This is a genomic window from Aurantibacter aestuarii (assembly GCF_003008425.1).
In the GTDB taxonomy this organism is placed as follows: Bacteria; Bacteroidota; Bacteroidia; order Flavobacteriales; family Flavobacteriaceae; genus Aurantibacter; species Aurantibacter aestuarii.
The window spans coordinates 77,654-103,433 of record NZ_PXOQ01000006.1; the positions used below are offsets into that span (position 1 = coordinate 77,654).

General features: G+C 32.9%; 25 protein-coding genes and 2 tRNA genes. 16 read left to right on the forward strand and 11 right to left on the reverse strand.

Annotated features, from left to right (window positions below; genetic code table 11):
• Nucleotides 1–55: 55 nt before the first annotated feature.
• Nucleotides 56–137: transfer RNA gene (locus C7H52_RS00380), tRNA-Tyr, on the forward strand.
• 143 nt (nt 138–280) lie between these two features.
• On the opposite strand, the gene pruA is transcribed toward C7H52_RS00380, so the two are convergent.
• The 3 genes from pruA to C7H52_RS00395 all read right to left on the reverse strand — a co-directional run bounded on the left by pruA (nt 281) and on the right by C7H52_RS00395 (nt 3,847).
• On the reverse strand, nt 281–1,909 hold the full coding sequence (pruA, locus tag C7H52_RS00385; protein ID WP_106461900.1) for an L-glutamate gamma-semialdehyde dehydrogenase: 1,629 nt from the start codon (nt 1,907–1,909) through the stop codon (nt 281–283).
• A gap of 217 nt (nt 1,910–2,126) precedes the next feature.
• Entirely contained in the window at nt 2,127–2,513 is a 387-nt protein-coding gene (gene apaG / locus C7H52_RS00390) for a Co2+/Mg2+ efflux protein ApaG (protein ID WP_106461901.1), read from the reverse strand.
• Nucleotides 2,514–2,596: 83 nt separating this feature from the next.
• On the reverse strand, nt 2,597–3,847 hold the full coding sequence (locus C7H52_RS00395) for a type IX secretion system plug protein (RefSeq protein ID WP_106461902.1): 1,251 nt from the start codon (nt 3,845–3,847) through the stop codon (nt 2,597–2,599).
• 190 nt (nt 3,848–4,037) lie between these two features.
• Between C7H52_RS00395 and C7H52_RS00400 the strand changes: the two genes are divergently transcribed.
• From C7H52_RS00400 to C7H52_RS00440, 9 genes are all read left to right on the forward strand, one after another.
• Nucleotides 4,038–5,390, forward strand: a complete 1,353-nt coding sequence (locus C7H52_RS00400; protein ID WP_106461903.1) for a Na(+)-translocating NADH-quinone reductase subunit A — start codon at nt 4,038–4,040, stop codon at nt 5,388–5,390.
• Between the two features lie 2 nt (nt 5,391–5,392).
• A complete protein-coding gene (locus C7H52_RS00405) occupies nt 5,393–6,607 on the forward strand; it encodes an NADH:ubiquinone reductase (Na(+)-transporting) subunit B (protein ID WP_106461904.1) in 1,215 nt (404 codons plus the stop codon).
• A gap of 2 nt (nt 6,608–6,609) precedes the next feature.
• Nucleotides 6,610–7,407: a Na(+)-translocating NADH-quinone reductase subunit C gene (locus tag C7H52_RS00410; protein WP_106461905.1), complete on the forward strand. Its 798-nt coding sequence runs from the start codon at nt 6,610–6,612 to the stop codon at nt 7,405–7,407.
• A 1-nt stretch (nt 7,408) separates the two neighbouring features.
• Complete coding sequence (locus tag C7H52_RS00415; protein ID WP_106461906.1) at nt 7,409–8,053, forward strand: NADH:ubiquinone reductase (Na(+)-transporting) subunit D; 645 nt, start codon at nt 7,409–7,411, stop codon at nt 8,051–8,053.
• 33 nt (nt 8,054–8,086) lie between these two features.
• On the forward strand, nt 8,087–8,806 hold the full coding sequence (gene nqrE, locus C7H52_RS00420; protein WP_106461907.1) for an NADH:ubiquinone reductase (Na(+)-transporting) subunit E: 720 nt from the start codon (nt 8,087–8,089) through the stop codon (nt 8,804–8,806).
• Between the two features lies 1 nt (nt 8,807).
• A complete protein-coding gene (gene nqrF / locus C7H52_RS00425) occupies nt 8,808–10,112 on the forward strand; it encodes an NADH:ubiquinone reductase (Na(+)-transporting) subunit F (protein ID WP_106461908.1) in 1,305 nt (434 codons plus the stop codon).
• A 120-nt stretch (nt 10,113–10,232) separates the two neighbouring features.
• Nucleotides 10,233–13,022: a T9SS type A sorting domain-containing protein gene (locus C7H52_RS00430; RefSeq protein ID WP_181256190.1), complete on the forward strand. Its 2,790-nt coding sequence runs from the start codon at nt 10,233–10,235 to the stop codon at nt 13,020–13,022.
• A 100-nt stretch (nt 13,023–13,122) separates the two neighbouring features.
• A complete protein-coding gene (locus C7H52_RS00435) occupies nt 13,123–13,500 on the forward strand; it encodes a Na(+)-translocating NADH-quinone reductase subunit F (protein ID WP_106461910.1) in 378 nt (125 codons plus the stop codon).
• A 1-nt stretch (nt 13,501) separates the two neighbouring features.
• A complete protein-coding gene (locus tag C7H52_RS00440) occupies nt 13,502–14,482 on the forward strand; it encodes an FAD:protein FMN transferase (RefSeq protein ID WP_106461911.1) in 981 nt (326 codons plus the stop codon).
• A gap of 12 nt (nt 14,483–14,494) precedes the next feature.
• On the opposite strand, the gene C7H52_RS00445 is transcribed toward C7H52_RS00440, so the two are convergent.
• The 7 genes from C7H52_RS00445 to C7H52_RS00475 all read right to left on the reverse strand — a co-directional run bounded on the left by C7H52_RS00445 (nt 14,495) and on the right by C7H52_RS00475 (nt 19,638).
• Entirely contained in the window at nt 14,495–15,277 is a 783-nt protein-coding gene (locus tag C7H52_RS00445; RefSeq protein WP_106461912.1) for a class I SAM-dependent methyltransferase, read from the reverse strand.
• Nucleotides 15,278–15,284: 7 nt separating this feature from the next.
• Entirely contained in the window at nt 15,285–15,482 is a 198-nt protein-coding gene (locus tag C7H52_RS00450; protein ID WP_106461913.1) for a gliding motility protein GldL, read from the reverse strand.
• A 3-nt stretch (nt 15,483–15,485) separates the two neighbouring features.
• Nucleotides 15,486–16,298 carry a type I methionyl aminopeptidase gene (map, locus tag C7H52_RS00455; protein WP_106461914.1) on the reverse strand — a complete coding sequence of 271 codons (813 nt, stop codon included), beginning with the start codon at nt 16,296–16,298 and terminating at the stop codon, nt 15,486–15,488.
• A gap of 9 nt (nt 16,299–16,307) precedes the next feature.
• Entirely contained in the window at nt 16,308–16,706 is a 399-nt protein-coding gene (locus C7H52_RS00460; protein WP_106461915.1) for a BT0820 family HAD-type phosphatase, read from the reverse strand.
• A 5-nt stretch (nt 16,707–16,711) separates the two neighbouring features.
• The gene (gene gpmI / locus C7H52_RS00465; protein ID WP_106461916.1) at nt 16,712–18,229 is read right to left on the reverse strand and encodes a 2,3-bisphosphoglycerate-independent phosphoglycerate mutase; all 1,518 of its coding nucleotides are present in this window, start codon (nt 18,227–18,229) and stop codon (nt 16,712–16,714) included.
• Nucleotides 18,230–18,311: 82 nt separating this feature from the next.
• Complete coding sequence (locus C7H52_RS00470) at nt 18,312–19,115, reverse strand: M48 family metalloprotease (protein WP_106461917.1); 804 nt, start codon at nt 19,113–19,115, stop codon at nt 18,312–18,314.
• Between the two features lie 40 nt (nt 19,116–19,155).
• Complete coding sequence (locus tag C7H52_RS00475; RefSeq protein WP_106461918.1) at nt 19,156–19,638, reverse strand: GNAT family N-acetyltransferase; 483 nt, start codon at nt 19,636–19,638, stop codon at nt 19,156–19,158.
• Nucleotides 19,639–19,700: 62 nt separating this feature from the next.
• Between C7H52_RS00475 and C7H52_RS00480 the strand changes: the two genes are divergently transcribed.
• Entirely contained in the window at nt 19,701–20,102 is a 402-nt protein-coding gene (locus tag C7H52_RS00480) for a GNAT family N-acetyltransferase (protein WP_245918506.1), read from the forward strand.
• A gap of 47 nt (nt 20,103–20,149) precedes the next feature.
• A tRNA-Gly gene (locus C7H52_RS00485) sits at nt 20,150–20,222 on the forward strand.
• 149 nt (nt 20,223–20,371) lie between these two features.
• Here the strand turns inward: C7H52_RS00485 and pepE are convergent.
• Nucleotides 20,372–21,073, reverse strand: coding sequence for a dipeptidase PepE (pepE, locus tag C7H52_RS00490; protein ID WP_106461920.1), 702 nt, complete (start codon nt 21,071–21,073; stop codon nt 20,372–20,374).
• Nucleotides 21,074–21,187: 114 nt separating this feature from the next.
• On the opposite strand from pepE, the gene C7H52_RS00495 reads away from it, so the two are divergent.
• The 4 genes from C7H52_RS00495 to C7H52_RS00510 are packed head-to-tail and all read left to right on the forward strand — an operon-like array spanning nt 21,188 to nt 25,697.
• Complete coding sequence (locus C7H52_RS00495; protein ID WP_106461921.1) at nt 21,188–21,991, forward strand: carboxypeptidase-like regulatory domain-containing protein; 804 nt, start codon at nt 21,188–21,190, stop codon at nt 21,989–21,991.
• 3 nt (nt 21,992–21,994) lie between these two features.
• Nucleotides 21,995–22,777, forward strand: a complete 783-nt coding sequence (locus C7H52_RS00500) for a hypothetical protein (protein WP_106461922.1) — start codon at nt 21,995–21,997, stop codon at nt 22,775–22,777.
• 52 nt (nt 22,778–22,829) lie between these two features.
• Complete coding sequence (locus C7H52_RS00505) at nt 22,830–23,336, forward strand: DUF6702 family protein (RefSeq protein WP_106461923.1); 507 nt, start codon at nt 22,830–22,832, stop codon at nt 23,334–23,336.
• 60 nt (nt 23,337–23,396) lie between these two features.
• Nucleotides 23,397–25,697, forward strand: coding sequence for a M1 family metallopeptidase (locus C7H52_RS00510; RefSeq protein WP_106461924.1), 2,301 nt, complete (start codon nt 23,397–23,399; stop codon nt 25,695–25,697).
• Nucleotides 25,698–25,780: the final 83 nt, after the last annotated feature.

The window sequence follows — 25,780 nt, forward strand, 5'->3', positions numbered from 1 at the left end:
TGAGGCGTTTTTTCTTGCTTTTTAAATTACATATAATATATTTGCATTCGCTTTTGGGGAGATACTCAAGCGGCCAACGAGGGCAGACTGTAAATCTGCTGACTACGTCTTCGCAGGTTCGAATCCTGCTCTCCCCACATCTTTAAAAGTCTGTACATCTTTTGTGCAGACTTTTTTATTTTTAAGAAATAAGGATGGCTTTTGTACTCTAAATTGTTTTGTAAAAAAAAGCACCCTAACTAATTAGGGTGCTTATCATATATTTTAGGTGTATTTTAAACTATTCTCCTAAAAAAGGATATCTGTAATCTATAGGAGTTACAAAAGTTTCTTTTATCATTCTTGGTGAAACCCAACGTAATAAATTTAAAGCGCTACCAGCTTTATCATTAGTTCCTGAACCTCTAGCACCTCCAAAAGGTTGTTGTCCTACAACAGCTCCTGTTGGCTTGTCGTTTATATAGAAGTTACCTGCGCAGTTTTGTAATGCTTCAGTTGCTTCAGTAATTGCATAGCGATCTTTAGAAATAATGGCTCCTGTTAATGCGTAATCACTTGTTTGGTCTACTAGTTTTAAGGTTTCAGAGTATTTGTCATCTTCATACACATAAATAGTAATAACGGGACCAAAAAGCTCTTCGCTCATGGTTTTATATTTAGGATCTGTAGTTAATAAAACTGTAGGCTCTATAAAGTAACCTTTGCTCTTATCATAATTTCCACCAGCAATAACTTCTACTTTAGCGTCTGCTTTTGCTTCATCTATATATTTAGCTAATTTGTCGAAAGAACCTTCATGAATAACTGCAGTAACAAAATTATTAGTATCTGCAGGGGAGCCTTGTTTAAACGACTTTAAATCTTCAATTACAAACTTCTTCACATCATCCCAAATCCCCTTAGCTATGTAAGCACGAGATGCTGCACTACATTTTTGACCTTGAAATTCAAAAGCACCTCTTACAATAGCGGTTGCTACTTGTTTAGCATCTGCGGTTTTATGGGCTACAATAAAATCTTTACCTCCAGTTTCTCCAACTATTTTTGGGTATGTTTTATAATTATGAATATTGTTTCCAATTTGTTTCCATAGTTCTTTAAACACATAAGTTGAACCTGTAAAGTGTAAACCAGAAAAATCCGGACTTGCCAAAACAGTATCTGTAATCATTTTTGGGTCTCCAAAAACAACATTAATAACACCAGCAGGAACTCCAGCTTCTTCAAAAATATCCATAATTACTTTTGCTGAAAAGATCTGGCTGTCACTTGGTTTCCAAACTACAACGTTACCCATTAAAGCCATACATGCAGGAAGATTTCCAGCAATAGCAGTAAAATTAAATGGTGTCACAGCGTAAGTAAACCCTTCTAAAGGACGATATTCTAATCGGTTCCAAGCATCACTAGTACTTTCTGGCTGGTCATGATAAATATCGGTCATATACTGTACGTTAAAACGTAAAAAGTCAACAAGCTCACATGCCGAATCAATTTCTGCTTGGTGTACTGTTTTAGATTGAGCAATCATAGTAGCTGCATTAATTTTTGCTCGGTATGGACCTGCAACTAATTCTGCTGCTTTTAAGAAAATACCTGCGCGCTGTTCCCATGGCATTAGACTCCATTTTTTACGAGCTTCTAATGCGGTTGCTATAGCTTCATCGACGTGTTTTTTTTCTGCTAAATGATAGGTTCCTACAATATGTTTATGGTCATGTGGAGGTGACATAGTGCGGGTGTTTCCTGTAGTAACATCTTTTCCATTAATGTACATTGGTACATCAGTTTTGCTATTAAAGTATGTATCGTATGCTTCTAGTACCGCTTTACGTTCTGGCGATCCTGGAGCATAACTTTTTACTGGTTCATTTACCGCAATTGGCACATTAAAAAATCCTTTACCCATAATATATTATGTTTTTTTATTTATAAATATGGACAAAGTTACCAATTTTTTTCTGAAAATTGAGGTTAAGGTAAGATGGCTTTTCTTTCTGAAAGCACTTTAATCTTTTAAGACTACTGTATATAGTTTTCAGGCGTTTTTATGAGCAATTCTAGAAATGGAAAATACTTCGGAATTTAATAATTATGTAGGAAAGAAATAAAGAAAAAATTAGATGTTAATTAAGTGCATATGGCGCACTTAATTTAAAGGTAGGTATTGCAACGTTAAAAGTTTTAGTGCTATTTAAATTTACCATTTTGTAATAGCCACGCATTGCGCCAATAGGTCCAGTTAATAAACAGCCAGAATTATATGTGTGAGAATCTCCGGGATTTAAAACAGGTTTTTTGCCTATAACACCATCGCCTTCCACTTCAATAGTATCATTAAGCGCATCCATTATGGTCCAATGTCTTGCGTTAAGTTGTACAGTATGCTTACTTTGGTTGGTTATTGTAACTTGATAACCAAATGCAAAATTTATTTTATAGTTTTTGTAAAATGTACCTTCAAAAAACGTTTCAACAGAAATTTTTATACCACTTGTAATTTGTTCAACCATTTTTTTAACACGTTTGCTAAGCTAATTTAATAAAAATATTTTTTATCTCTTTTAACTGGCTGATTTTTAACTAAATTATAAGTTTAATTTGTAATATTTACCGAGCTGGTTTCTCCAAAACCTATTAAGCGATCATATCGGGCTCCTAAATCTCTGTAATAAACTAAAACTTTATAGCTATTCTCTGTTTGCCAGAAATTTCCACAAACAAAATTTTCATCGACTTTTTTGGTTTTATCATCTACAACAACATACTTGTAATTATAAAAACCTTGTTTTAAAAGTACAGGTGTAGAATAAATTAATTCATTTTTATAATAGTTCATTTTAGTTTCGTCTGTAATTTGATAATTATTAAAGTTGCCATAAACGTGTAAGGATTTTCCTTTAGGGAGTTGCTCCATAGCTAAAGAGAAATGTACAAACACATAATCGGCTTCTATATTGATATTGTCCACATCTATAGCGGTTATCAAAAAATTACCGTTAATATCTGGGTTATAGGTGTAACGTTGATTTTTTCTAGGAATATTTGTGAATAAAATATTTTCATATATATCATTCAATTCCACAAATTGAACACCGTTAATAGCGACCCTAACATCTTTATTTTCAAAATAGAAAAATTCATTTCCTGCATCAAAACTTGTTTCTTTTATATATCTATAAGTTAATTCGTTACCTAAAATATATTGTGGTTTTATTCCAGAAATAGCGGTGTTCAAATTATTGTTTTGCACAATTAATGTTTTAACCGTTTGGGTTGGATTATTAAGCTGAATATTAATTGGGTTAATTACAATATCTACCGTTTGTTTAGTATCTATCTTACTTACGTCTCGAGATCTTTTTATTTGAAGCCCTACGTTTGCACCATTCTCATGAATCATAAATTTTCTGGAAAATACAACAGTGTCTTCATCATTATAAATAAAAATCATATAATTCCCTGACTTTGTTAATCCCTGTGTGTACTGGTTTGGAATTTGAAGCTTGTAATGCGAATAAATCTGATAGGTATTTAATGAATTTTCATAATTTCGAATTCTCTGTTTGTCAAAACCATTTAAAAATTCTGCTTTAGCTAAAACCGAAGGTGTCCAGTCGTAATTGTAATGTTCAATTCGGTAATAATAATCTTCTTCATTACCATTTAATGCATCAAATTCTAAAACCACAAAATCTCCTAAACTTAAAACAGGAAGCTGGCTTTCTGGAGTATTACCTTTAAAGGTTATGGTCTTAATATAATTTGGAGCTTGAACTTCTTCAACCTGACTAAAAACCGTGGTACCGAAAAGAAATAAAACTAAAAAGGTTATTTGTTTAAACATTTTTTTAATAGATATGTGTTTAGAAAAGTAAAGATAAACAAAATTTGTGCCTTAGTATATTTCTTTATTTAGATTAATTATAAATAAAGGAGATACCTATTTGTAATACTAATTTTTAGCGATTTAGTTCGTAAATTCGCACGGATTTTTATAATCAAATTCAGTATAACCATTAATACTAAAATTTCATATGTCAAAGGACATTAAAATTTCTAAAGGACTGGATATAAAGCTTGTAGGGCAAGCAGAACTAACTACAGAAACTGCTATTTTAAGCAATTTTTATGTTGTTCGCCCTGAAGATTTTCATCTGGTTACACCAAAGCTTGTCGCTAAAGTTGGTGAAAAAGTTAAAGCTGGTTCAACCTTATTTTTCGATAAAGCAAACGAATCAATCAAATTTGCATCGCCGGTTTCAGGAGAAGTTGTAGAAATTATACGTGGTGAAAAGCGTAAGGTTTTGGCAATCAAAATTCAAGCTGACAAAACTCAAGAATTTCATGATTTTGGAAAGTTAGAAGCTTCAGCAAATGCAGAAGCTATCAAAACTCGTTTATTGGAATCTGGTGCTTGGGCTTTTGTTAAACAACGTCCTTACGACGTAATTGCTAAGCCAAGTTCAGAGCCAAAATCAATTTTTGTATCGGCTTACGCAAGTGCACCTTTAGCAGCAGATTTAGATTATACTTTAGCAGGTAAAGAAGCAGAGCTTCAGGCAGCTGTTTCTGCTCTTGCAAAATTAACTGCAGGTAAAGTACATGTAAGTGTAGGGAAAAAATCTAATTCTCCATTCGCTAACTTAAGCGATATCACTTTACACAAAGTTTCTGGCCCGCATCCTTCAGGAAATGTAGGTACTCAAATAAATAAATTAGATCCTATCAATAAAGGAGAAGTTGTTTGGACAGTTTCGCCTCAGGATTTAGTAATTATTGGAGAGTTATTACTAACTGGTAAGTTTAATGCAGAGCGTATCATTGCTTTTGCAGGTTCATCAGTTAAAAAACCTCGTTATTTTAAAACTAAAATCGGTGCTGAGGTGTCTACAATGGTTTATGATAATGGAGTGGAACAGGATGGGAATGACCGTATTATTTCTGGTAATGTATTGTCTGGAAAACAAGTAAAACCTGATGGGAATTTAGATTACTACAGTAATGTGATTACCGTAATTCCAGAAGGTGATGATTACGAATTTTTCGGATGGAATAAGCCAATTTTTAATAAAGTGTCAACCTCTAGAGCTTTAACCTTTTCTTGGTTAATGCCTAATAAAAAATTCGACCTAAACACTAATACAAATGGAGAGCACCGTGCATTTGTTACCACAGGTAGCTATGAAGAAGTGTTTCCGTTAGATATTTTTCCTTTACAAATCTTAAAAGCTTGTAAATATCAGGATTTAGATGAAATGGAAGCTTTAGGAATGTACGAAGTTGCGCCGGAAGATTTTGCTCTAACAGAATTTATTTGTGTGTCTAAACAGCCACATCAAAAAATCATTAGAGAAGGTTTAGATTTAATGTATAAAGAAATAGGATAGTTATGGGATTGAAAAGTAATTTACATAATTTAAAATTAAAGTATCAGGGTACAAAAATGGCGCCAGCATTTAACGCCATTCATACCTTTTTATACTTGCCAAATGAGACCACTCATGGAGGAACGCACATTAAGGCGGCAGACGATTTAAAGCGTACCATGAATATTGTAATTATGGCTTTAGTGCCATGTTTGCTATTTGGTATCTTTAATGCAGGTTACCAGCACTATGCGGCAATTGATGCAGCAAAAGGCATTGCGACGGAAGCGTCTTTATTTGGAAACTTCTTAACGTGGGATAACTTTGTAATTGGTGCATGGACGGTTTTACCATTAGTTATTGTGTCTTATGGAGTAGGACTTTTAGTAGAATTTATATTTGCTATTATAAAAGGTCATGAAGTTGAAGAAGGCTACTTAGTAACAGGAATGTTAGTGCCATTAATCGTACCTATTGACATTCCATTATGGATGCTTGCTGTTGCGGTAGTATTTGGAGTTGTTATAGGTAAAGAGGTTTTTGGTGGTACAGGAATGAATATTCTTAATCCAGCTCTTACTATTCGTGCCTTTTTATTCTTTGCATATCCAACTTGGATGTCGGGAGATAAAGTATGGGTTCATGAAGCAGTAGAGCGTGCAGGAACTGCAGATGCTATTTCAGGAGAAACTTTATTAGGAGCTTATGCTCAAAACAGTAGTCTGGCAGGAATAGATTATATGGATATGTTCTTTGGATTTATTCCAGGTTCTGTAGGAGAAACCTCAAAATTGTTAATTATTCTTGGAGCAGCTATTTTAATATTTACAAAAGTAGGAAGCTGGAGAATTATTTTTAGTACAGTTATAGGTGCTTTAATTATGGGACTTATTTTTAATGGAGTTGTTGATGCTGGTTGGATTGGAGAGTCTAGTAAGTTTTATGGACTAATGAGTGTGCCATTCTGGCAACATTTAATTATTGGTTCAATACTTTTTGGAGCAGTTTACATGGCAACAGACCCGGTTTCTGCATCGCAAACCAATAAAGGAAAGTGGATTTATGGTTTCTTAATAGGATTTATTTCTATCATGATACGTGTATTTAATCCAGCTTACCCAGAAGGTGTATTTTTAGCAATTTTATTAATGAACGTATTCGCTCCAACTATTGATCACTATGTGGTTCAAGGTAATGTGAAGAAACGAATGAAACGTTTAAAAGTTAAAACAGCATAATTATGGCAATTAATACAGATAAAAATTCATATACGATCATCTTTGCAGTAGCAATGGTAGTCGTTGTTGGTTCTTTATTAGCATTTACAGCATCTTCTCTTAAAGGGACAATTACTGCAAATGAAGAAAAAGAAAAACAACAAAATATTCTTTATGCTTTAGGAGTAAATGAGAATGGCGAATCTGATATCGTTTTTGTATCTACCGATAAAGTAGAAGATGTCTTTAAAACAACTATTAAAGAACAAATTGTACTAGAAGTTAAAGATGGTAAAATTATTAAGGAGCAAAATCGTGAAGAGTATAAAGCTGCTAATAATGGTCAAGAGCCTTATTTAATAGATATTAAAAAGCAACAGGCATTAGCTAAGGAAGGTAAGCCTAGAAAATTACCTTTATTTGTTGGAGAACAAGACGGTAAAACTGTTTACGTAGCACCTATAAGAGGTAAAGGTTTATGGGATGCTATATGGGGTTTTGTGGCTTTAGATGAAAATATGATTGTTAGAGGTACTTATTTTGATCATAAAGGAGAAACTCCTGGATTAGGAGCCAACATTAAGCAACGTTATTTTATGGACGATTTTTATGGAGAGCGTTTGTTAACCGAAAATGGTGTATTTAAAGGAATCACTGTAGCAAAAGGTAATAACGATCCTAAAAATGAAGATAAAGACGACTATGAAGTTGATGCACTTGCGGGAGCAACAATTACAGGAGATGGTGTGTCGGCTATGATAAAAGCAGATTTAAAATTATATCTGCCTTATTTTGAAAACTTAAAAAACAAAACGAACTAACATGGGATTACTTTCAAAAAAAGATGGTGTTCTAATTACAGACCCATTAACAGATAATAACCCAATTACCATACAGGTATTAGGTATTTGTTCGGCATTAGCTATTACAGCAGAGCTTAAAGCATCTTTAGTAATGGGTATTGCAGTACTTTTTGTATTAGGAATTGGTAACGTTGTTATCTCTTTAATGCGTAACATTATTCCTTCAAAAATTAGAATTATTGTACAACTTATCGTTGTTGCAGCTTTAGTAATTATAGTTGACCAAGTTTTAAAAGCTTTTGCTTACGAGCTAAGTAAAACACTTTCGGTTTTCGTAGGTTTAATTATTACCAACTGTATCATTATGGGACGTTTTGAAGCTTTCGCTTTAGGTAACGGACCTTGGAGATCTTTTCTGGATGGTATTGGTAATGCTTTAGGGTATGCAATCATCTTAGTTATTGTTGGATTCTTTAGAGAATTATTGGGTTCTGGTACATTATTCGGAATTCCAGTTTTAGGAGATCCAATTGAAAAAACAGGTGTATACAGTATTGGTTACGAGAATAACGGATTTATGTTAATGCCACCTATGGCCTTAATTATTGTAGGTCTAATTATTTGGGTACAACGTAGTAGAAATAAAGCTTTAATTGAAGACTAATACGTCTTTTTAAGAAATTTAAAATAAATAACAATGATAGAGCACATCGAATTATTTTTTAAGTCAATTTTTATTGACAATATGGTGTTTGCGGTTTTCTTAGGTATGTGTTCATACTTAGCCGTATCTAAAAAAGTAGCTACTGCGGTAGGTTTAGGAGCAGCTGTAATTTTTGTATTAGCTATTACAGTTCCTATTAACTGGTTATTAGATCAATATTTATTACAGCCTGGAGCCTTAAAATGGTTAGGCGAAGAATATGCAACTTACGACTTAAGCTTTCTTTCATTCATCATGTTCATTGCAACCATTGCAACCATGGTACAGTTAGTAGAGATTGTAGTTGAAAAATTTTCACCTTCATTATACAACTCATTAGGTATTTTTCTTCCATTAATTGCAGTAAACTGTGCTATTTTAGGAGGATCTTTATTTATGCAGTCTAGAGAAATTGAAACCTTAAGTTTGGCTTTCAATTATGGTATTTCTTCAGGAATTGGTTGGTTTTTAGCAATTCTTGCTATTGCAGCTATTCGTGAGAAAATTAGATATAGTAATGTGCCAGCACCTTTAAGAGGTTTAGGGATTACATTCATCATTACCGGGTTAATGGGTATTGGATTCTTAAGTTTTGGAGGAATGTTAACAGGCGGTGAAGAAGAAAATGCTGAAACAAAAGAACAAGCTGCTGAAGTTAAAATGATTTCAGAAGAAGATAAAGAATTAGCTAATAACACTAAAACAATAAAGTAGTATGATTTTAGCAGGAACATTTGGAACAGTCGCAACAACTGTTGTCGCGTTTTTAATAATATTATTAGTGTTGGTATCACTATTACTATTTGTAAAACAAAAATTATCACCATCAGGTCCCGTAAAGATTTTAATTAATGGTGAAAGAGAGATTGAAGTTGCTTCAGGAAGCACTTTACTATCTACTTTAGGAAGTAACAAAATATTTTTACCATCTGCTTGTGGTGGTGGTGGTACATGTATTCAATGTGAATGTCATGTATTATCTGGTGGAGGAGAAGCTCTACCAACTGAAACACCTCACTTTTCAAGAAAAGAATTAGCTCATGGAGCTCGTTTATCTTGTCAGGTAAAAGTAAAGCAGGATATGGAAATTACAATTCCAGAAGAGGTATTTGGAATTAAGAAATGGGAAGCAACTGTAGTACGTAATTATAATGTAGCTTCTTTTATTAAAGAGTTTGTAGTTGAAATCCCTGAGGATATGGGCTACAAAGCTGGAGGATATATTCAAATTGAAATTCCTGAATGTACAGTTAATTTCAAGGATATGGATATTACTGCTCACCCAGAAGAGCATGATACACCGGATAAATTTCAAGCTGAGTGGGATAAGTTTAACTTATGGCCTTTAGTAATGAAAAACACCGAAACTGTGGAAAGAGCTTATTCTATGGCTTCTTACCCTGCAGAAGGGCGTGAGATTATGCTAAATGTTCGTATTGCTACGCCACCATGGGATCGTAACAAAAACGGATGGATGGATGTTAACCCAGGGGTTGCTTCATCTTATATTTTCAACTTAAAGAAAGGAGATAAATGTGTTATCTCTGGACCTTATGGAGAGTTTTTTATTAACGAATCTGAAGCAGAAATGCTTTATGTTGGTGGAGGAGCTGGTATGGCACCAATGCGTTCTCACTTATATCACTTATTCAAAACATTGCGTACTGGTCGTAAAGTTACGTATTGGTATGGAGGACGTTCTAAAAGAGAGTTATTCTATTTAGATCACTTTAAGCAGTTAGAAAACGAATTCCCTAACTTTAAATTTTATTTAGCTTTATCTGAACCAATGGAGGAAGATAATTGGAAAGTTAAAGAGAATATTGATGCACCAGGTGACGGTTTTGTAGGATTTATTCATAATTGTGTAATAGACAATTATTTAAATCACCACGAAACGCCAGAAGATATTGAACTTTATTTCTGTGGACCACCTTTAATGAACAAGGCTGTTCAAAAAATGGGAGAAGATTTTGGTATTCCAGATGAGAACATCAGATTTGATGACTTTGGAGGCTAATTTTTAAGAATATGATAAAAAAACCGCAAAAACCATTTTGCGGTTTTTTTTATGTTAAATATTTACATATATTTAGCAATTAGTAATTTTAACAAAATTTTAATTTATAAAACGTTCATTATGAGAAAAACTACTCTATTGAGTTTATTATTTTTATTGTCTGTTTCATTTTCAGCTTCAATTGCACAAAATTCTAGCTTTAAAAGTACACAAGACTTAAAAAATAATAAACCAGTGCAATCTAAGGTTAATCAAATACCTGGTATAGGAGTTGCATTAAATCAAGAAAATCAGAATTTCTACAATCAAACAGGTGTTGTTAAATGTATTACAGACGAAATAAATGCACAGCACACATCTCCTGAAGCAAGACAACGTTTTGAAGATTGGTTAGCTCCATTAGTTCAAGAGTATAAACAAAATATCGCTCAGCAAAAAGCTACAGGAAATTTTGTTCAAGCCACTTATAATATTCCAATTATATTTCATGTTGTTTCAGGTTCAGCAAGTGATGCAGCCAACCTTAGTCAGGCTCAAATAAATGCACAAATTGACCAGTTAAATATTGATTTTGCAAATTTAGCAGGTGCTGATGGTGGTTTCTGGGATGGTCGTGATGCAGATTCAGATATCCAATTTGTGCCTGCAGCTGTGGACCCATCTGGAAGCCCTTTAGCAGAGCCAGGAATTAATCGAGTGTTTGGTTATCCAGGTACTTTAGGGCAAGCAGATTTTGAAAACAACATTAAACCAGCTACTCAATGGGATAGAACTATGTATGCAAATATTTGGACTGGAAACCTAAGTGGTGGTTTATTAGGATATGCACAATTTCCTGATAATTCTACATTACCAGGGATGCCAGCAGGTTCTGGTGGAGCTGTTAATACAGATGGTGTTGTTTGTTTATTTAGTTCTATAGGTTCTACTGCAATGCCTTACCCAGGAGGAGCACCATATAATCAAGGTCGTACTTTAACACATGAAATTGGACACTGGATTGGTTTACGCCATATTTGGGGTGATGGTGGTTGCGGAGCAGACGATTTTTGCGCAGATACTCCCAATGCAGGTGGTTCAAACTTTGGTTGTCCAACTGTAGATTCTTGTACAACTGATGCAGACAGAGATATGGTTGAAAACTATATGGATTATACAGACGATTCTTGTATGGACATATTTACCACAGACCAAGTAGCTAGAATGATTGTAGTTTTACAAAATTCTCCAGGAAGAACAGAATTACCAAATTCAACAACTGGTGATTCTGGTCCTGTAATTTCTTTTGCTTCATCTTTAACTAATGTGATTGAAGGTTCTGACTGTTCTTTTACAGATTTTACAATTGATTTAAATATTGGTGATGCCCCTTCAAATAACGCTACTGTTAACTTATCAGTAACTGGAGGAACGGCAACTAATTTAGAAGATTTTGAGCTTTTAACTCCTACAGTAAATTTTGCAGCTGGATCGACAGCTCCTCAAACAGTGACTTTGAGAATTTTTAATGATAGTTTTGGAGAAGGTAACGAAAATGCAACAATTGAGTTTACTGTGAATGCTAATGGAGGTGATGCTACTGCAGGAAACTCAGTATTTACATTAACAATTGAAGATGATGATGTTGATCCTTTATTTGGAGGTGCTCCGGTTACAATTGCTTCTGATGATTTTGAATCTGGTTTTGGTAATTGGACTGTAACAGGTGCTCCTTCAGCAACTAATTTTGCTTTAGCGACAAATGCAACTATTGCCGATGCAGGATTCTTTAATACAGATGAGTCAAATACGACAACTTATGCATATGTTAATGATGATGATTGTAACTGTGATATGTCTAATGAAAGAATGGCTTATAATAATTCAATTGATTTAGCAGGAATATCAAATGCAAGTATCAGTTTAGATTACGCATTTAGTGATACCTATGGTGGGATTGCTTCTGTACAACTATCTACAGATGGTGGTGCGACTTGGCCAAATGCTGCAATTTTAGCAAATACTGGGACAGGAGATGAGTCTAACATTCCATTTGCAACTGTTAATATTGATTTAAGTGCTTTTGCAGGTCAAGTAGTAAATTTATCAGTACATTATAATGATGAAGCTGGCTGGGCAGGTGGTTTAGTAGTGGATAACTTTGAAGTTTCTGCTCCAGGACCTGCCGATATTCAAACTGCAGTAAATGCAGGAACTTCAGAAGACCAAATAAATTTAATTGGCTCAGGAGAGGCTTATGGATTAGATACTATTTCAGATAATGCAATTTTAAATGTTAATGTATTAGATGGCTTTAGTTACGATTGTACTACGGTTGCAGTATCAAGAGCAGGTACTTCAGCTCAACCATTTAATGGTAGTATAGCACCAGCGTTAGTAACAGATAAAGCTTATACAATTACACCTAGTGCGGATTCAGCTGTAGGCTCTACACAAATTTCTTTCTACTTCTCAGAAGCAGAATTAGCAGGTTGGGAAGCAGCTACAGGAGATTCTAGAGCTAACCTTCAAATAGGTAAAGATAATGGTGCTTCTTTAGAAACCGTATCGGCTACTATTACAGCTTTTGGTTCTGATTGGAAAGTAACAGGTAACTTTGCATCTGGTTTAAATGGAACTTATTATTTCGGTAATATGGCTTTCTTAAGTACAGAAGATTTTACTTTCGATAGTTTTGTAATGTATCCAAACCCATCAAATGGTTCTTTAACTATTGGTTTTAATACATCTAACGACGTAAATGTTAATTTATATGATATTAGAGGTCGTTCAGTTTTAAATAAGAATTTTAATGCTTCTGGTTCTAAGTTTAACCAAACACTTAATTTAGCATCTTTAGCTACTGGTGTTTATGTGGTTAAAATTAACAGTGGTTCAAATACCATGTTTAGAAAACTTATAGTTAACTAAGTTTTTTAAGTCCTTATAAAGTTAAAGCCCAACACTTATGTGTTGGGCTTTTTTTTGTAATAACTTATAATTAATAAGCTTTAAATTGTAATTTTGAATTATGAGAAAAGCATTATCAGCACAAGAATTGCATAATCTAGCCATGAATCATGTTGGGAAAGATTTAGAGCAAAGAGGTTTCGAATTTATAGCTATTAATAGTAAATTAAAAAGGCATCCTCAATTTGTTTGTATGGATAAAAATAAACAGTATTATTTTGTTATAGTAAAAGCTGTAATGTTACCAGATAACGCCAACAACTATGACGTGGTTTGGATGGAATCTTTTAAAAAGCATGCCTATGAAAAAGATGCTAAGGTACTTTATGCAGGTGTTGGTTTAGGAAATCCTGATGGTGAAGATTTACCTATTTATTTAAATGAAGCTTATCTTATTGAATATAACGGTATCCAGGTTTTAGATATGAATTTAAATTGATATGAAGTATATTTTGTATGTATGGTTGTGTTTACTCTTTATGGGATGCCAAAACACGCTAGAATTAATAAAATTGAGTGGACCAGTTTTTGGTACCAGTTATAATATTCAATACTATGATCAAAAGTCTAGAGATTTTACAAAAGATATAGATAGTCTGTTTAAAGAGATTAACAACTCTATGTCTAACTATCAAGAAAACTCTAAAATTTCAAAATTAAATAGAAACGAAAACTATAGTTTAGACAATTATTTTATAACTGTTTTTAATGCTTCAAAAAAGATATATAGAGAAACTGAAGGTGTTTTTGATCCCACTATAGGTAGTTTAGTTAATTTTTGGAATTTTGGTTCTGAAACAAATACCAAAGCAATAGATAGCTCTAGTATAGATAGTTTAATGCGTTTTGTTGGATTTAACAAAGTCACTCTACATAATAATAAAGTAGTAAAACCAAACCAAGGCTATTTAGATTTTAATGCTATAGCAAAAGGCTATGGTATAGATGTTATAGCAGAATTTTTATTAGCTAAAGACATAAGTAATTTCCTTGTTGAAATTGGAGGAGAAATAAGAGTGTCTGGTAACAATCTTAATAAAGAAGCGCATTGGAAAATTGGTATTCAAAACCCAGATTTTAACGGTGAATCCAGTTACAATAAGGTTATTAGTTTACAAAACGAATCTATGGCAACTTCGGGTGTTTATAGAAAATTCAAAACCGATAGTTTGGGGAATCGATATGCGCACATAATAAACACAAAAACTGGTTATCCTGCTAAAACAAATATATTAAGTGTTTCTGTAATAGCTAATAATTGTATGTTGGCAGATGGTTACGCAACTGCTTTGCAAGCAATGGACTTAGAGCACATAAAACAATTTTTAGCTCGTAAAAAGCAGCTTAAGGCTTATGTTATTTTTGAAAATTATATGAAACAGATAGAAGTATTATCTTTTAATGGTTTCCCGATTGAGTAAATGATAAATTTATTACTTGTATACCACAGGAATAATTTCCCCTTTTGCTAAACAATATTTTTTAATGTCTTCTTCAGGAAGTTGTGCAGTGTAATCTACTTCATCTACTTTAAAACCGATGTGTCTTAATTTATCAAAATAATCACGACCATAAATTCGCACATGGTCGTATTGCCCAAAAATTTTTGCGCGTTCGTCTTTATCGGTAATAGAATCATCTTCAAAAGTAATGTCTCTATTTAAATCTTGTGGGATTTGCAAAATAGCCATTCCGCCAGGTTTTAAAACGCGATATAATTCTTGCATTGCTTTGGTATCGTCTGGTATATGTTCTAACACATGATTACAAAAAATAACATCATAAGACTCATTTTGAAAAGGTAAATTACAGATGTCAGCTTTTACATCGGCAATAGGAGATTCTAAATCGGTTGTGGTGTAGTTAATATGCTCTAAAGCTTTAAATCGTTTTAAAAAACATTGTTCTGGAGCAAAATGTAAGACATCTTTTTTTACAGTTGAAGTATTTTTAGGCTGAAGAAAATCCGTTTCATGTAGCAAGTATAACCATAATAGTCTATGACGTTCTAAAGATAATGTAGATGGCGATAAAACATTGTTACGTTGATTGCCATAACCATATGGTAAAAAGCTCTTAAAACTTTTTCCGTCTATAGGATCTGTATAAGTATTGCCTTTTAAAACTAGTGCTAAAATAGGTTTAACGATATAGCTTAATCGAATTAATAAAGGTCTTGGAACTTTATTTAAAATATATTTAAAAAGCTTTTTCAAAAGGAGATTAAGAGTTTAAAAAATCTTTAAACTTTTTTGAAGTGAAAAGCTTAATAATTAACAATATAAAACCTATTACAATTAATAGAGTAGCTAATATTAAAGCTTCTTGTGCAAACTGTAAATGTAGAATTTTAAAGACTGCCGAGATAATACTTAGTGCAAAACCAGAGATTAATACCGCAAGAATATGTTTTACTTTCATAATTTAAAGTTTTATAGCTCTAAACTCATCTTCTTCATTTGACACAATACCTAATGCATCATAAATATATTTAAAAGTCGATAGTAATTCGGGTTTACCATTTACAATAGCCACATCGTGTTCAAAGTGTGCACTTGGTTTATTATCTTTAGTGGTAATAGTCCAGCCATCACGATGTTGTTTAATATTTTTGGTTCCTAAATTTATCATAGGTTCAATAGCTACTACCATACCTTCAATAAACTTTTTACCTCGTCCACGTTTACCATAATTTGGCATTTCAGGATCTTCATGCATGACACGCCCTAATCCATGACCCACTAATTCTCTAACGACTCCATAGCCATGATCTTCACAATATTTTTGAATAGCATAGCCAACATCTCCAACACGATTGCCAATCTTAAACTCTTTGATTCCTTCGTACAAAGACTGTTTGGTTACTGCTAAAAGCTTTTCAGTTTCTAGGTCAATTTCACCTACAGCAAACGTATAAGCATGGTCTCCATAAAAACCGTTTTTTATAGCACCACAATCTACCGAAATAATATCACCTTCTTCTAATGGTGTGTTATTTGGAATACCATGTACAACCTGAGAATTAGGGCTCATACATAAGGTGTTAGGGAAATCGTACAATCCTAAAAAACCAGGAATAGCTCCTTGAGAACGGATGTATTCTTCCGCAATTTTATCTAATTGCAAAGTAGTTACACCAGGTTTTATGGCTTTTGCAACTTCTCCAAGTGTTCTTGATACAATTAATGCACTTTCACGCATTAATTCAATTTCTTCTAATGTTTTTGCTATAATCATCTGCTTAACTTAAAATCTAAAAAAGCCTTTTTTCTTTTTCTGTTTTGGAGGTTTTTCGTTGGTAAGGAGTTGGTAAATTTCACCCCAGCCTAATACGCCTCCTAAATTTCTATCGTCTATAAATAAATCTGCATTCACTTTTCGGCTTACCGAACCATCAAACTCTTCTTCTGGAAAGCTTTTATTTACCGCATAAAATTCTACTCCATTTTCTTTACAAAATGTAACTGCTTCATCTAATTTTTTACCGTGTCTGTAGGTCCATAAAATTAGCCTATGTCCATCGCTTTGAAGTCTTTTAAGCGTTTCGAATGCAAACATACGTTCATTACCAATGTTAGGATATGCATCCTCTACAATGGTGCCATCAAAATCTATTGCTATTATTTTAGAGTTGGTTAAATTCATAACAGCTATATTAATGGTTGTTGTGTCATAGCTTCTGGCTGCTCAACACCTATAAGTTTTAAAATAGTAGGGGCAATGTCTCCCAAAACCCCATCGTTAATATGTTCTAATTCAGGGTCTATTAAAATTAATGGCACTGGATTGGTCGTGTGAGCAGTATTTGGTGTACCATCTGGATTAATCATGGTTTCACAGTTACCGTGGTCGGCAATTAATAAAGTGGTATATCCACTCATTAAACCGGTTTCAATAATAGTTTTAGCACAGGCATCTACGGTCTCACACGCTTTTATAGCTGCAGGCATGCTACCTGTATGTCCAACCATATCTCCATTGGCAAAATTTAAACAAACAAAATCCACTTCGCCCTTTTCCAATTCAGGAACTAAAGCATCTGTAAGTTCGTATGCACTCATTTCTGCTTTTAAATCGTAAGTAGCAACTTTTGGAGAGTTTCGTAAAATACGTTCTTCACCTTCAAAAGGTTCTTCTTGTCCACCAGAAAAGAAAAATGTTACATGTGGGTATTTTTCAGTTTCGGCAATTCGAATTTGTTTTTTCTGGTGTGCTGCTAAAACTTCACCTAAAGTATCTTTTAAATTGTCTTTTTTATAAATAACATCAATACCGTTAAAAGTATCATCGTAACTGGTCATGGTTACATAACGCAAATCGAGTTTTTTCATTAACAAATCGCTAAAATCATTTTGAGATAGAGCATTGGTAAGCTCCCTCCCGCGATCTGTTCTGTAATTAAAAAATACAACCACATCACCATCTTTAACTTGTGTTAAAGGAGCGTCATTTGCGTCTGTTTTAATAATAGGTGTTATAAACTCATCCGTAACAGTATTGTCGTATTGCTTTTGTATACTTCCTGTTAAGTCCTGACTTTTTTCTCCAATGTTGTGAACTAATCCATCATAAGCCACCTTAATTCGTTCCCAACGGTTATCTCTGTCCATTGCATAATAACGACCTGTTACAGAGGCAATTTGTGTATGTTTATTTTTAGTATACTGCTCTATGTCTTCTATAAACCCTATACCAGATTTTGGGTCGACATCTCGGCCATCTGAAAAGGCATGAATAAATGTCTTTTCTAAGCCCATGTTTTCACAAACGTCAATTAAACCTTTTAAATGACTTATATGAGAATGAACGCCACCATCACTTAAAAGCCCTAATAAATGAACATCTTTACCATTAGTCTTGGCGTATTCCAATGCATTTTTAAGTGCAGGTTCATCTTTTAAGGTGTTATTTTGAACCGCTAAATTAATCTTTACTAAATCTTGATAAACGATACGTCCAGCACCCAAATTCATGTGTCCAACTTCACTATTACCCATTTGTCCTTCAGGTAACCCTACATGTAAACCATCGGTTCTTAATTGGGCATTTGGAAATTTTTCATATAAACTGTCTATGAATGGTGTATTAGCTTGATCGATAGCTGAAACTTTTGGATCAGGAGATTTTCCCCAACCATCAAGAATCATTAATATGACTTTTTTATTCATTCTGTAAAGATTTGAATTGCAAATATATTAAAAAAGAACAGCCTAATGGCTTAGGCTGTTTGGTAATTATTGTAATTGTAGATTAATCAAAAAATCCTTGGTTTTCTAACTGGATTTCTGGAGACTTCCTATATTTCGTTATGGAGGCTTTAATTTTTTCAATGCGATTATCTGGGTCCGGATGCGTGCTTTGAAATTCTGGTTGCCTGTTTGGTCCGGCTGCTGCTTTTAAAATTTCCATAACACCAATCATTTCATGCGGATTATAGCCTGCTTTTATCATAAATAAAACACCTAAATCGTCACTTTCCAACTCATCTCCACGTCCGTTTTTTAATAATGTATTTTGTCCAATTTGACCAACTATGTTTCCTGCGTCTGCACCAACTGCTCCCGCGGTCGATAAACCTTGCCAATATTCGCTTTCTGCTATACGTTCTGCACTATGTTTTCCAAGGACATGACCTATTTCATGACCTAAAACTCCTGCAAGTTGGTCTTCATTCTCTAACTGTGAGAAGAGCGCATAAGTAATAAATATTTGTCCTCCAGGCAAAGCAAACGCATTGATTGTGTTAGGATCTGCTAAAAGATGAAACTCATATTTGTATGGCGTTTGTTTTGCAATACTATTATTAACCAGTTTAGCACCCACTTGATCTACTAATCCTTGAAAATTTTCATTTGGATACAAACCTCCATGTTGCTGTGCCATAGTAGGTGCACTTTGTAAACCCATTTGGATTTCCTGTTCGGTAGTCATAGAAATGGTTTGCTGTCTTCCTGTGTATGGGTTAACTTCTTGTTGACTACATTTTTTAAAATAAAAAAAAGCGGCTATGGCAAGACCTATTAGAATACGATATTTAAAATTTTTACCTCTCATGATACTAAATTGGGTTGATTAGATTATAAAACTACAAATTTTAAGACTTGTTAAAAGTAGTTTTAAGTAAATTTTTAGACATCATAATGTGTGTACCAACACCTTCAATATTAAAATAGGCACCAGTTTCATGGTAGTTGTTTCGTTTGTAAAAGTTTACAGCGTTCTCGCGTGCATTAAACCAAATTAAATCTGCTTGTTTAATTTTACAATGTTCTTCACCTTTTTTTAGAAGTAAGTTACCTAAACCTAAACCTTGGTATTGATGTAGAACTGCCATACCTCTTAACTGGTATTGTTTAGATGCTGAAAAATGCAGGTTACTATTGCCCATATAACTTGCAACTGCAACTAATTTATCAGTATAAAACAGTCCAATATGGAATGTTGTATTTAAATTGTCTCCATCAAATTTACAGGATTCTATGGGTTTTCCAGGTCTTAATACGGGTAGTCTAACCTCATAAGTTTCTTCAGGATTAATAGTTTTAATGAAAATTTTAGAGGAGTCAATAGATTTCATTTATATAAACTTAATTATTTTTACTTAAAAAACGACTTATGTCTGTAGTGTATAAAAAATTAATGAAAAAAGATAGTGATAAAATTATTACTTATTTTGAGATATTAAACGATTATAAAGTTGATAAAACAGTTCTTGAAAACCGAATTTCTGAAATGTTTAGTCAGAATTATGAGTGTATTGGTTTTTTTTTAGATGATAAGCTTATTGGAATGTGTGGGTTATGGTTTATGACTAGGCATTATGTGGGAAAAAGTATAGAAATAGATCATTTTTATATAGAGGATGCACATAGAAACAAAGGTTTTGGAAAAGATTTTTTTAAATGGCTTTATCTTTATGCGGAAGAAAAACAGGTAAAAACCATAGAATTAAATACTTATGTAACTAACCATCCGTCCCATAAATTTTATTACAATGAAGGTTTTAATATTTTAGGCTATCATTTTTTAAAGAAATTGTAAAATGAGTTGCAGGAATTAAATTTGTTATTATATTTGCATCCGGAAATGCGAGAGTAGCTCAGTTGGTAGAGCGTCAGCCTTCCAAGCTGAATGTCGCCGGTTCGAACCCGGTCTCTCGCTCAAAAAAGCTTCACTTTACGGTGAAGCTTTTTTTATGCTTTAATTTTGATGTGATTAAAATTTAGGATGAGAAGTTTATACAGAGCGTAGCCGAAGTAAACCCGGTCTCTCGCTCTAAAAGCTTCACTTAATGGTGAGGCTTTTTTTATTTAAAATGTTATTAGAGTATCTGGTTTTATTTCGTAAGGTTTTTGGTCTTTTTCAAAAATCCGCGCTTCTAAATTTCCTTTTAAAAGTATAGTCTCATTTTTAACTTCTAACCAGCTTCCTTCTCTTAAACCAATAACAGGAAGGTTGTTTTGAGTGTGAAATTCATTAATCCTTGTCTCTCTGGTTTCTCCCATATGCTTACTATTAACTTCTGGATCCAAATAGTGCGGATTAATATTAAAAGGTACCAGCTGTAAGGCATTAAAACTTGGTGGATAAACAATAGGCATATCGTTTGTGGTTTTTATGTTTTGCCCACAGATATTACTTCCTGCACTCGTGCCTAGATAAGGTGTTCCATCTGAAATAACGTTTTTTAATATATCGACACAGTTATTCTTGTAGAGCTCATTAAGTAACACAAAAGTGTTGCCTCCACCAGTAAACATACCTTCCGCATTTTTAATCGCTTCGACAGGATGTTTAAATTCATGTAAACCTTTTATCTCTATGTCAATTATTTTAAAAGCGTCTGAAGCTTTTTTTGTATAGGCGTCATAACTAATTCCGCCAGGTCTTGCATAAGGAATAAATAAAATAGTTTTACAGTTTTTAAAATGTGTTTTTAAAACAGGTAGCAGATAGTCTAAATAATCTCCATTAAAAAGTGTAGAGGTACTTGCCAGAAGGATATTTTTCATTCTTAAATTCGTCTTTTATAAGGTAAACTTACACTTTTAACAAAAAATTACAAGCATTATCACTAATAAATACGAAGATTTGAGCGTACTTTATATAACCAAAAAATCCAAACCATGAAACAGACTTACTTCTATATTATTCTATTATACTTTTTCTCTGTAACACTGGGTTTTTCTCAATCTATAAATCGTCAAGAGATTAATGGACAGATATTTTTTAATCTAGCTGAAAAAGATGGTATAACGGTTTTTAATTTATCTTCAAATAAAGGAACTATAACAGATGAAGAAGGAAAGTTCGTAATTCAGGTTGCAGAAAAAGACGTTTTAGAATTTTCATCATTATTAATACAAAATCAAAAAATAACAATTACCGAAAAAGATTTAAAAAACAAGTCTATTAAAGTTTTTCTAGTAGAACTGGTAAATAACTTAGATGAAGTTACAGTTTTAGAAGATGGCTTGTCTGGAGATTTAGATAAAGATGTTGAAGATATTGAGGTGTTTAATACTGATATAGATGTTGGTTTAAATTCTATTGATATGAGTAAAGATCAATTTTCTGCAGACTATAAAACAGCTGCAGATAATATTATAACAAGACAGGGACAATTTTACAACATGGCAGATGGTATGGCAATTGTTAAACTAGTGGCTGGATTATTTAAAAGCGATAAAAAAGAAATAGAAAGACGACAAGAAGCTAACGAATTAAGAATAAAAGCTTTAAAACTTGAAAATAAATATTCTACCAACTACTACATAGCAAATTTTAATATTCCCGAAGACAGTGTTCAGGAATTTATTGCTTATGCTGAAAAAGATTTGGATCATAATTTATTATTAAGAGGTAAAGAACTACATCTAATTGAATACCTAAACATGAAAAGTAAAATGTTTTTGGAAGAAAAGAAATAAGAGATGAAATATGTTTTTATTATCTTTTTTATAATACCAATTTTAGGTAGTAGTCAAATCATAGAAATTTCTGGTAAAATAGAAGGGAAAGATGATCTTGATGGTATTCATGTAATTAATAAAACTTCAAATTATTACGCTGTAACAACTGTAACTGGAGATTTTAAAATAAAAGTAAAAACTAACGACACGATTGTGTTTTCTTCAATTTTATATAAATTAAAAGAAGTTGTTGTGACACCTATTATCTATAAGAGTAAATACTTGTCTACTGTTTTAGAGACATTTGTAAATGATCTAGATGAGGTAACCCTTGGAAAAGTTTTAACGGGAAATTTAAGTCTTGATGTGGCAAACCAAGGTAATAAAAAGCAAATTAATTTTGCAGATGTTGGTATCCCTGGCTATACTGGTAAACCTCTAACTCAAAGTGCTAGACGTTTAAAAGAGGCCTCTAACTTTATGCCTACAGTCGGTGGTGGTTTTGGAGGTGGTGGGGTTGGTTTGCAAATAAACCCCATAATTAATGCCATAACAGGAAGAACTAAAGAATTAAAACAACGCGTTTTACTAGAAAATAAAACATCACTTTTAGAGAAAATTAAATCTCAATTTGCTGCAACTTTTTTTGAATCTTATGAGTTACCTGAAGATAAAAGAGAAGAGTTCTTTTTGTATTGCTCAGACCAGCCCAATTTTATTGCCCAAACCAGAACTTTAGATCTAAACACTGTTTTATTTCTTGAAAAGTATTATGCCTTATATTTGCAGCAAATTAATAAATAGAAAGTATTCGGAATACTTTTTGTTATTAGTTTAAAACTAATTAATAATTTACATGAAATTCCTTCACAAACTAATCCTAATTACAGGTTTTACTTTATTATTTACTTCTGTAGCACTTCACAAATATTATGTAAGTATAACAGAAATTGAGTATGTCAAAGAAAAAAAATCGGTGCAAATTATTACAAGAATTTTTATAGACGATTTTGAGCGTTTATTACGAGAACGTTATGATGATGCTATTAGATTAGATAGCGGTAAAGATGAAAAAGAAATTGATAAAGTGATTAACAAATACATTTTATCCAAAATGCCAATAGAAATTAATGGTGTATTACAAACACCAATTTATATTGGTAAAGAATACGATGATGATATACTTTACATTTATTATGAGATTGAAAATATTTCAGAAATAAAAACATTTCATATTGAAAATAAGACGCTTTTTGACTTGTTTGAAGATCAAAAAAACATTGTTAGAACTAAAATTAATGGACGTAATAAGACTTTTATCTTAATTCCTCAAAACGATAAAGGAATGTTAAACTTTAATTAACATTATACCAATCTCTTAAATAGTGTTAAATTCACGCGATTAAGTAACTAAATTTATAAAATGAAAGCATTTAAGTATCTACTACTTTCTGTTTTATTCGTATCTGCTACTGCTATAGCACAAGACGAACAACAAAAGAAAGAACCACAACCAAGTCATTCAAACACCAACAAGTTTAGACAACTTTACCAAGAGTTTTCTACGCCAAACGAGTATAGAGCAGCGTCTGGAGCTCCAGGTCATGCTTATTACCAACAACAGGCAGATTACAAAATGGATATTGTTATAGATGATGTAAAAGCAAAACTTTTTGGAGAAGAAACGATTACTTACACAAACAATTCACCAGACGTGTTAAAATACCTTTGGGTACAATTAGACCAGAATGTTAGAGCAAAAGATTCTAAGTCGCCTTTAATTGAAGGTAGTGGTGTACGACAAGTACAACAAGCTTCTTCATTTGCAAAAGACTTTTTAGGAGAACCTTTTGAAGGTGGTTTTAATATTGAATTTGTTAAAGATAAAAATGGTAAACCATTACCTCACACTATTAACAGAACAATGATGCGAGTTGAATTACCAGAACCAATGAAAACTGGTGATAAATTTTCATTTTCTATTAAATGGAATTATAATATAAACGATTACATTAAAGATGGTGGGCGTTCAGGTTTTGAATATTTCCCAGAAGATGATAACCGTTTATATGTTATTGCTCAATTCTATCCAAGAATGGCAGTATACAATGATGTAGAAGGATGGCAAAACTCTCAATTCTGGGGACGTGATGAGTTTGCGTTGCCATTTGGAGATTTTGATGTTAATATTACTGTGCCAGAAGATCATATTTTAGATGCTACAGGTGTGTTAACTAATCGCAAAGATGTGTTTTCAGATAAAATGATGGAGCGTTACGAAAAGGCTAAAAAATCTTATGATGAGCCGGTTGTAATTGTTACTCAAAAAGAAGCTGAAAAAGCTGAAAAGAAAAAAGCAACTAAAACTAAAACTTGGAAATTTAGTGCAAAAAACGTTCGTGATTATGGATTTGCGACTTCTCGTAAATTTATTTTTGACATGATGGCTGTTAAAATAGGAGACAAAGATGTTATGGCAGTGTCATTATATCCTAAAGAAGGAAACCCACTATGGGAAGACTGGTCTACTAAAGCAGTTGCAAGTACTCTAAAGTCTTATTCTCGTATGACATTCGATTATCCTTACCATAAAGCTATTTCAGTACATGCAAGACAGCAAGGTATGGAGTATCCAATGATTTGTTGGAATTATGGTCGTCCGGAAAAAGATGGTTCTTATGACGATAGAACTAAATACGGAATGATGAGTGTAATAATACATGAAGTTGGACATAACTTTTTCCCAATGATTGTAAATAGTGACGAGCGCCAGTGGACATGGATGGATGAAGGATTAAATACTTTTGTGCAATATGTAGCAGAACAGGATTTTGGTGAGTGGTATCCAAAAGCATTATCTAAAGGCGATGCAAAGTATCCATCACGTCGTGGTCCAGCAGCAAAAATAGTGTCTTATATGGGTGGCGATCAAAATTATATTGCACCAATAATGTCTAAAGGTTTAAATACCTACCAGTTTGGAAATAATGCTTATGGAAAACCAGCAACAGGTTTAAATATTTTAAGAGAAACTATTATGGGACGTGAGTTGTTTGACTATGCGTTTAGAGAATATGCTAACCGTTGGATGTTTAAACATCCTACACCAGAAGATTTCTTTAGAACTATGGAAGATGCTTCTGCGGTAGATTTAGATTGGTTCTGGAGAGGTTGGTTCTATACTACAGATTATACAGATATTGCTATTAAAGAAGTAAAAACCTTTAAAGTAGCCGAAACGCCAAAAGATATGGTGAAAAACATGGCACAACGTTATAATATGGCAGAAAAAGATATTCCTGCGTTAGTTTATATGGTTGAAGAAGGTAGTGATGAAGATAAGATGTCTAATAAAGCTAATGTATTAGATAATTCTCAGTCTTTAAAATCTTACGTCATGGATAACTTTACACCAGCAGAGCGTAAAAGTTTAAAAAATCCTAAGTATTTCTATAATGTGACTTTTGAAAAACCAGGACCATTAGTAATGCCAATTATTGTAGAGTATACTTACGAAGATGGTACTAAAATGACAGAAACTTATCCAGCAGAAATCTGGAGATTAAACGATAAAGAAGTGAGTAAAGCTATAGCTTCTGAAAAGAAAATAGTAAGCATCATGGTAGATCCTAACGAGGAAACTGCAGATGTGGATACAACAAATAATTCATGGCCAGCAAAAGCTGAAATGAGCGAATTTGATAAAATGAAGAATAAAAAGTAAACCTAATAATTGATTGTTTACTTAATAAGTTAAAAGCCGACAAATTTTGTCGGCTTTTTCATTTGTATCAAAACATCTTACTA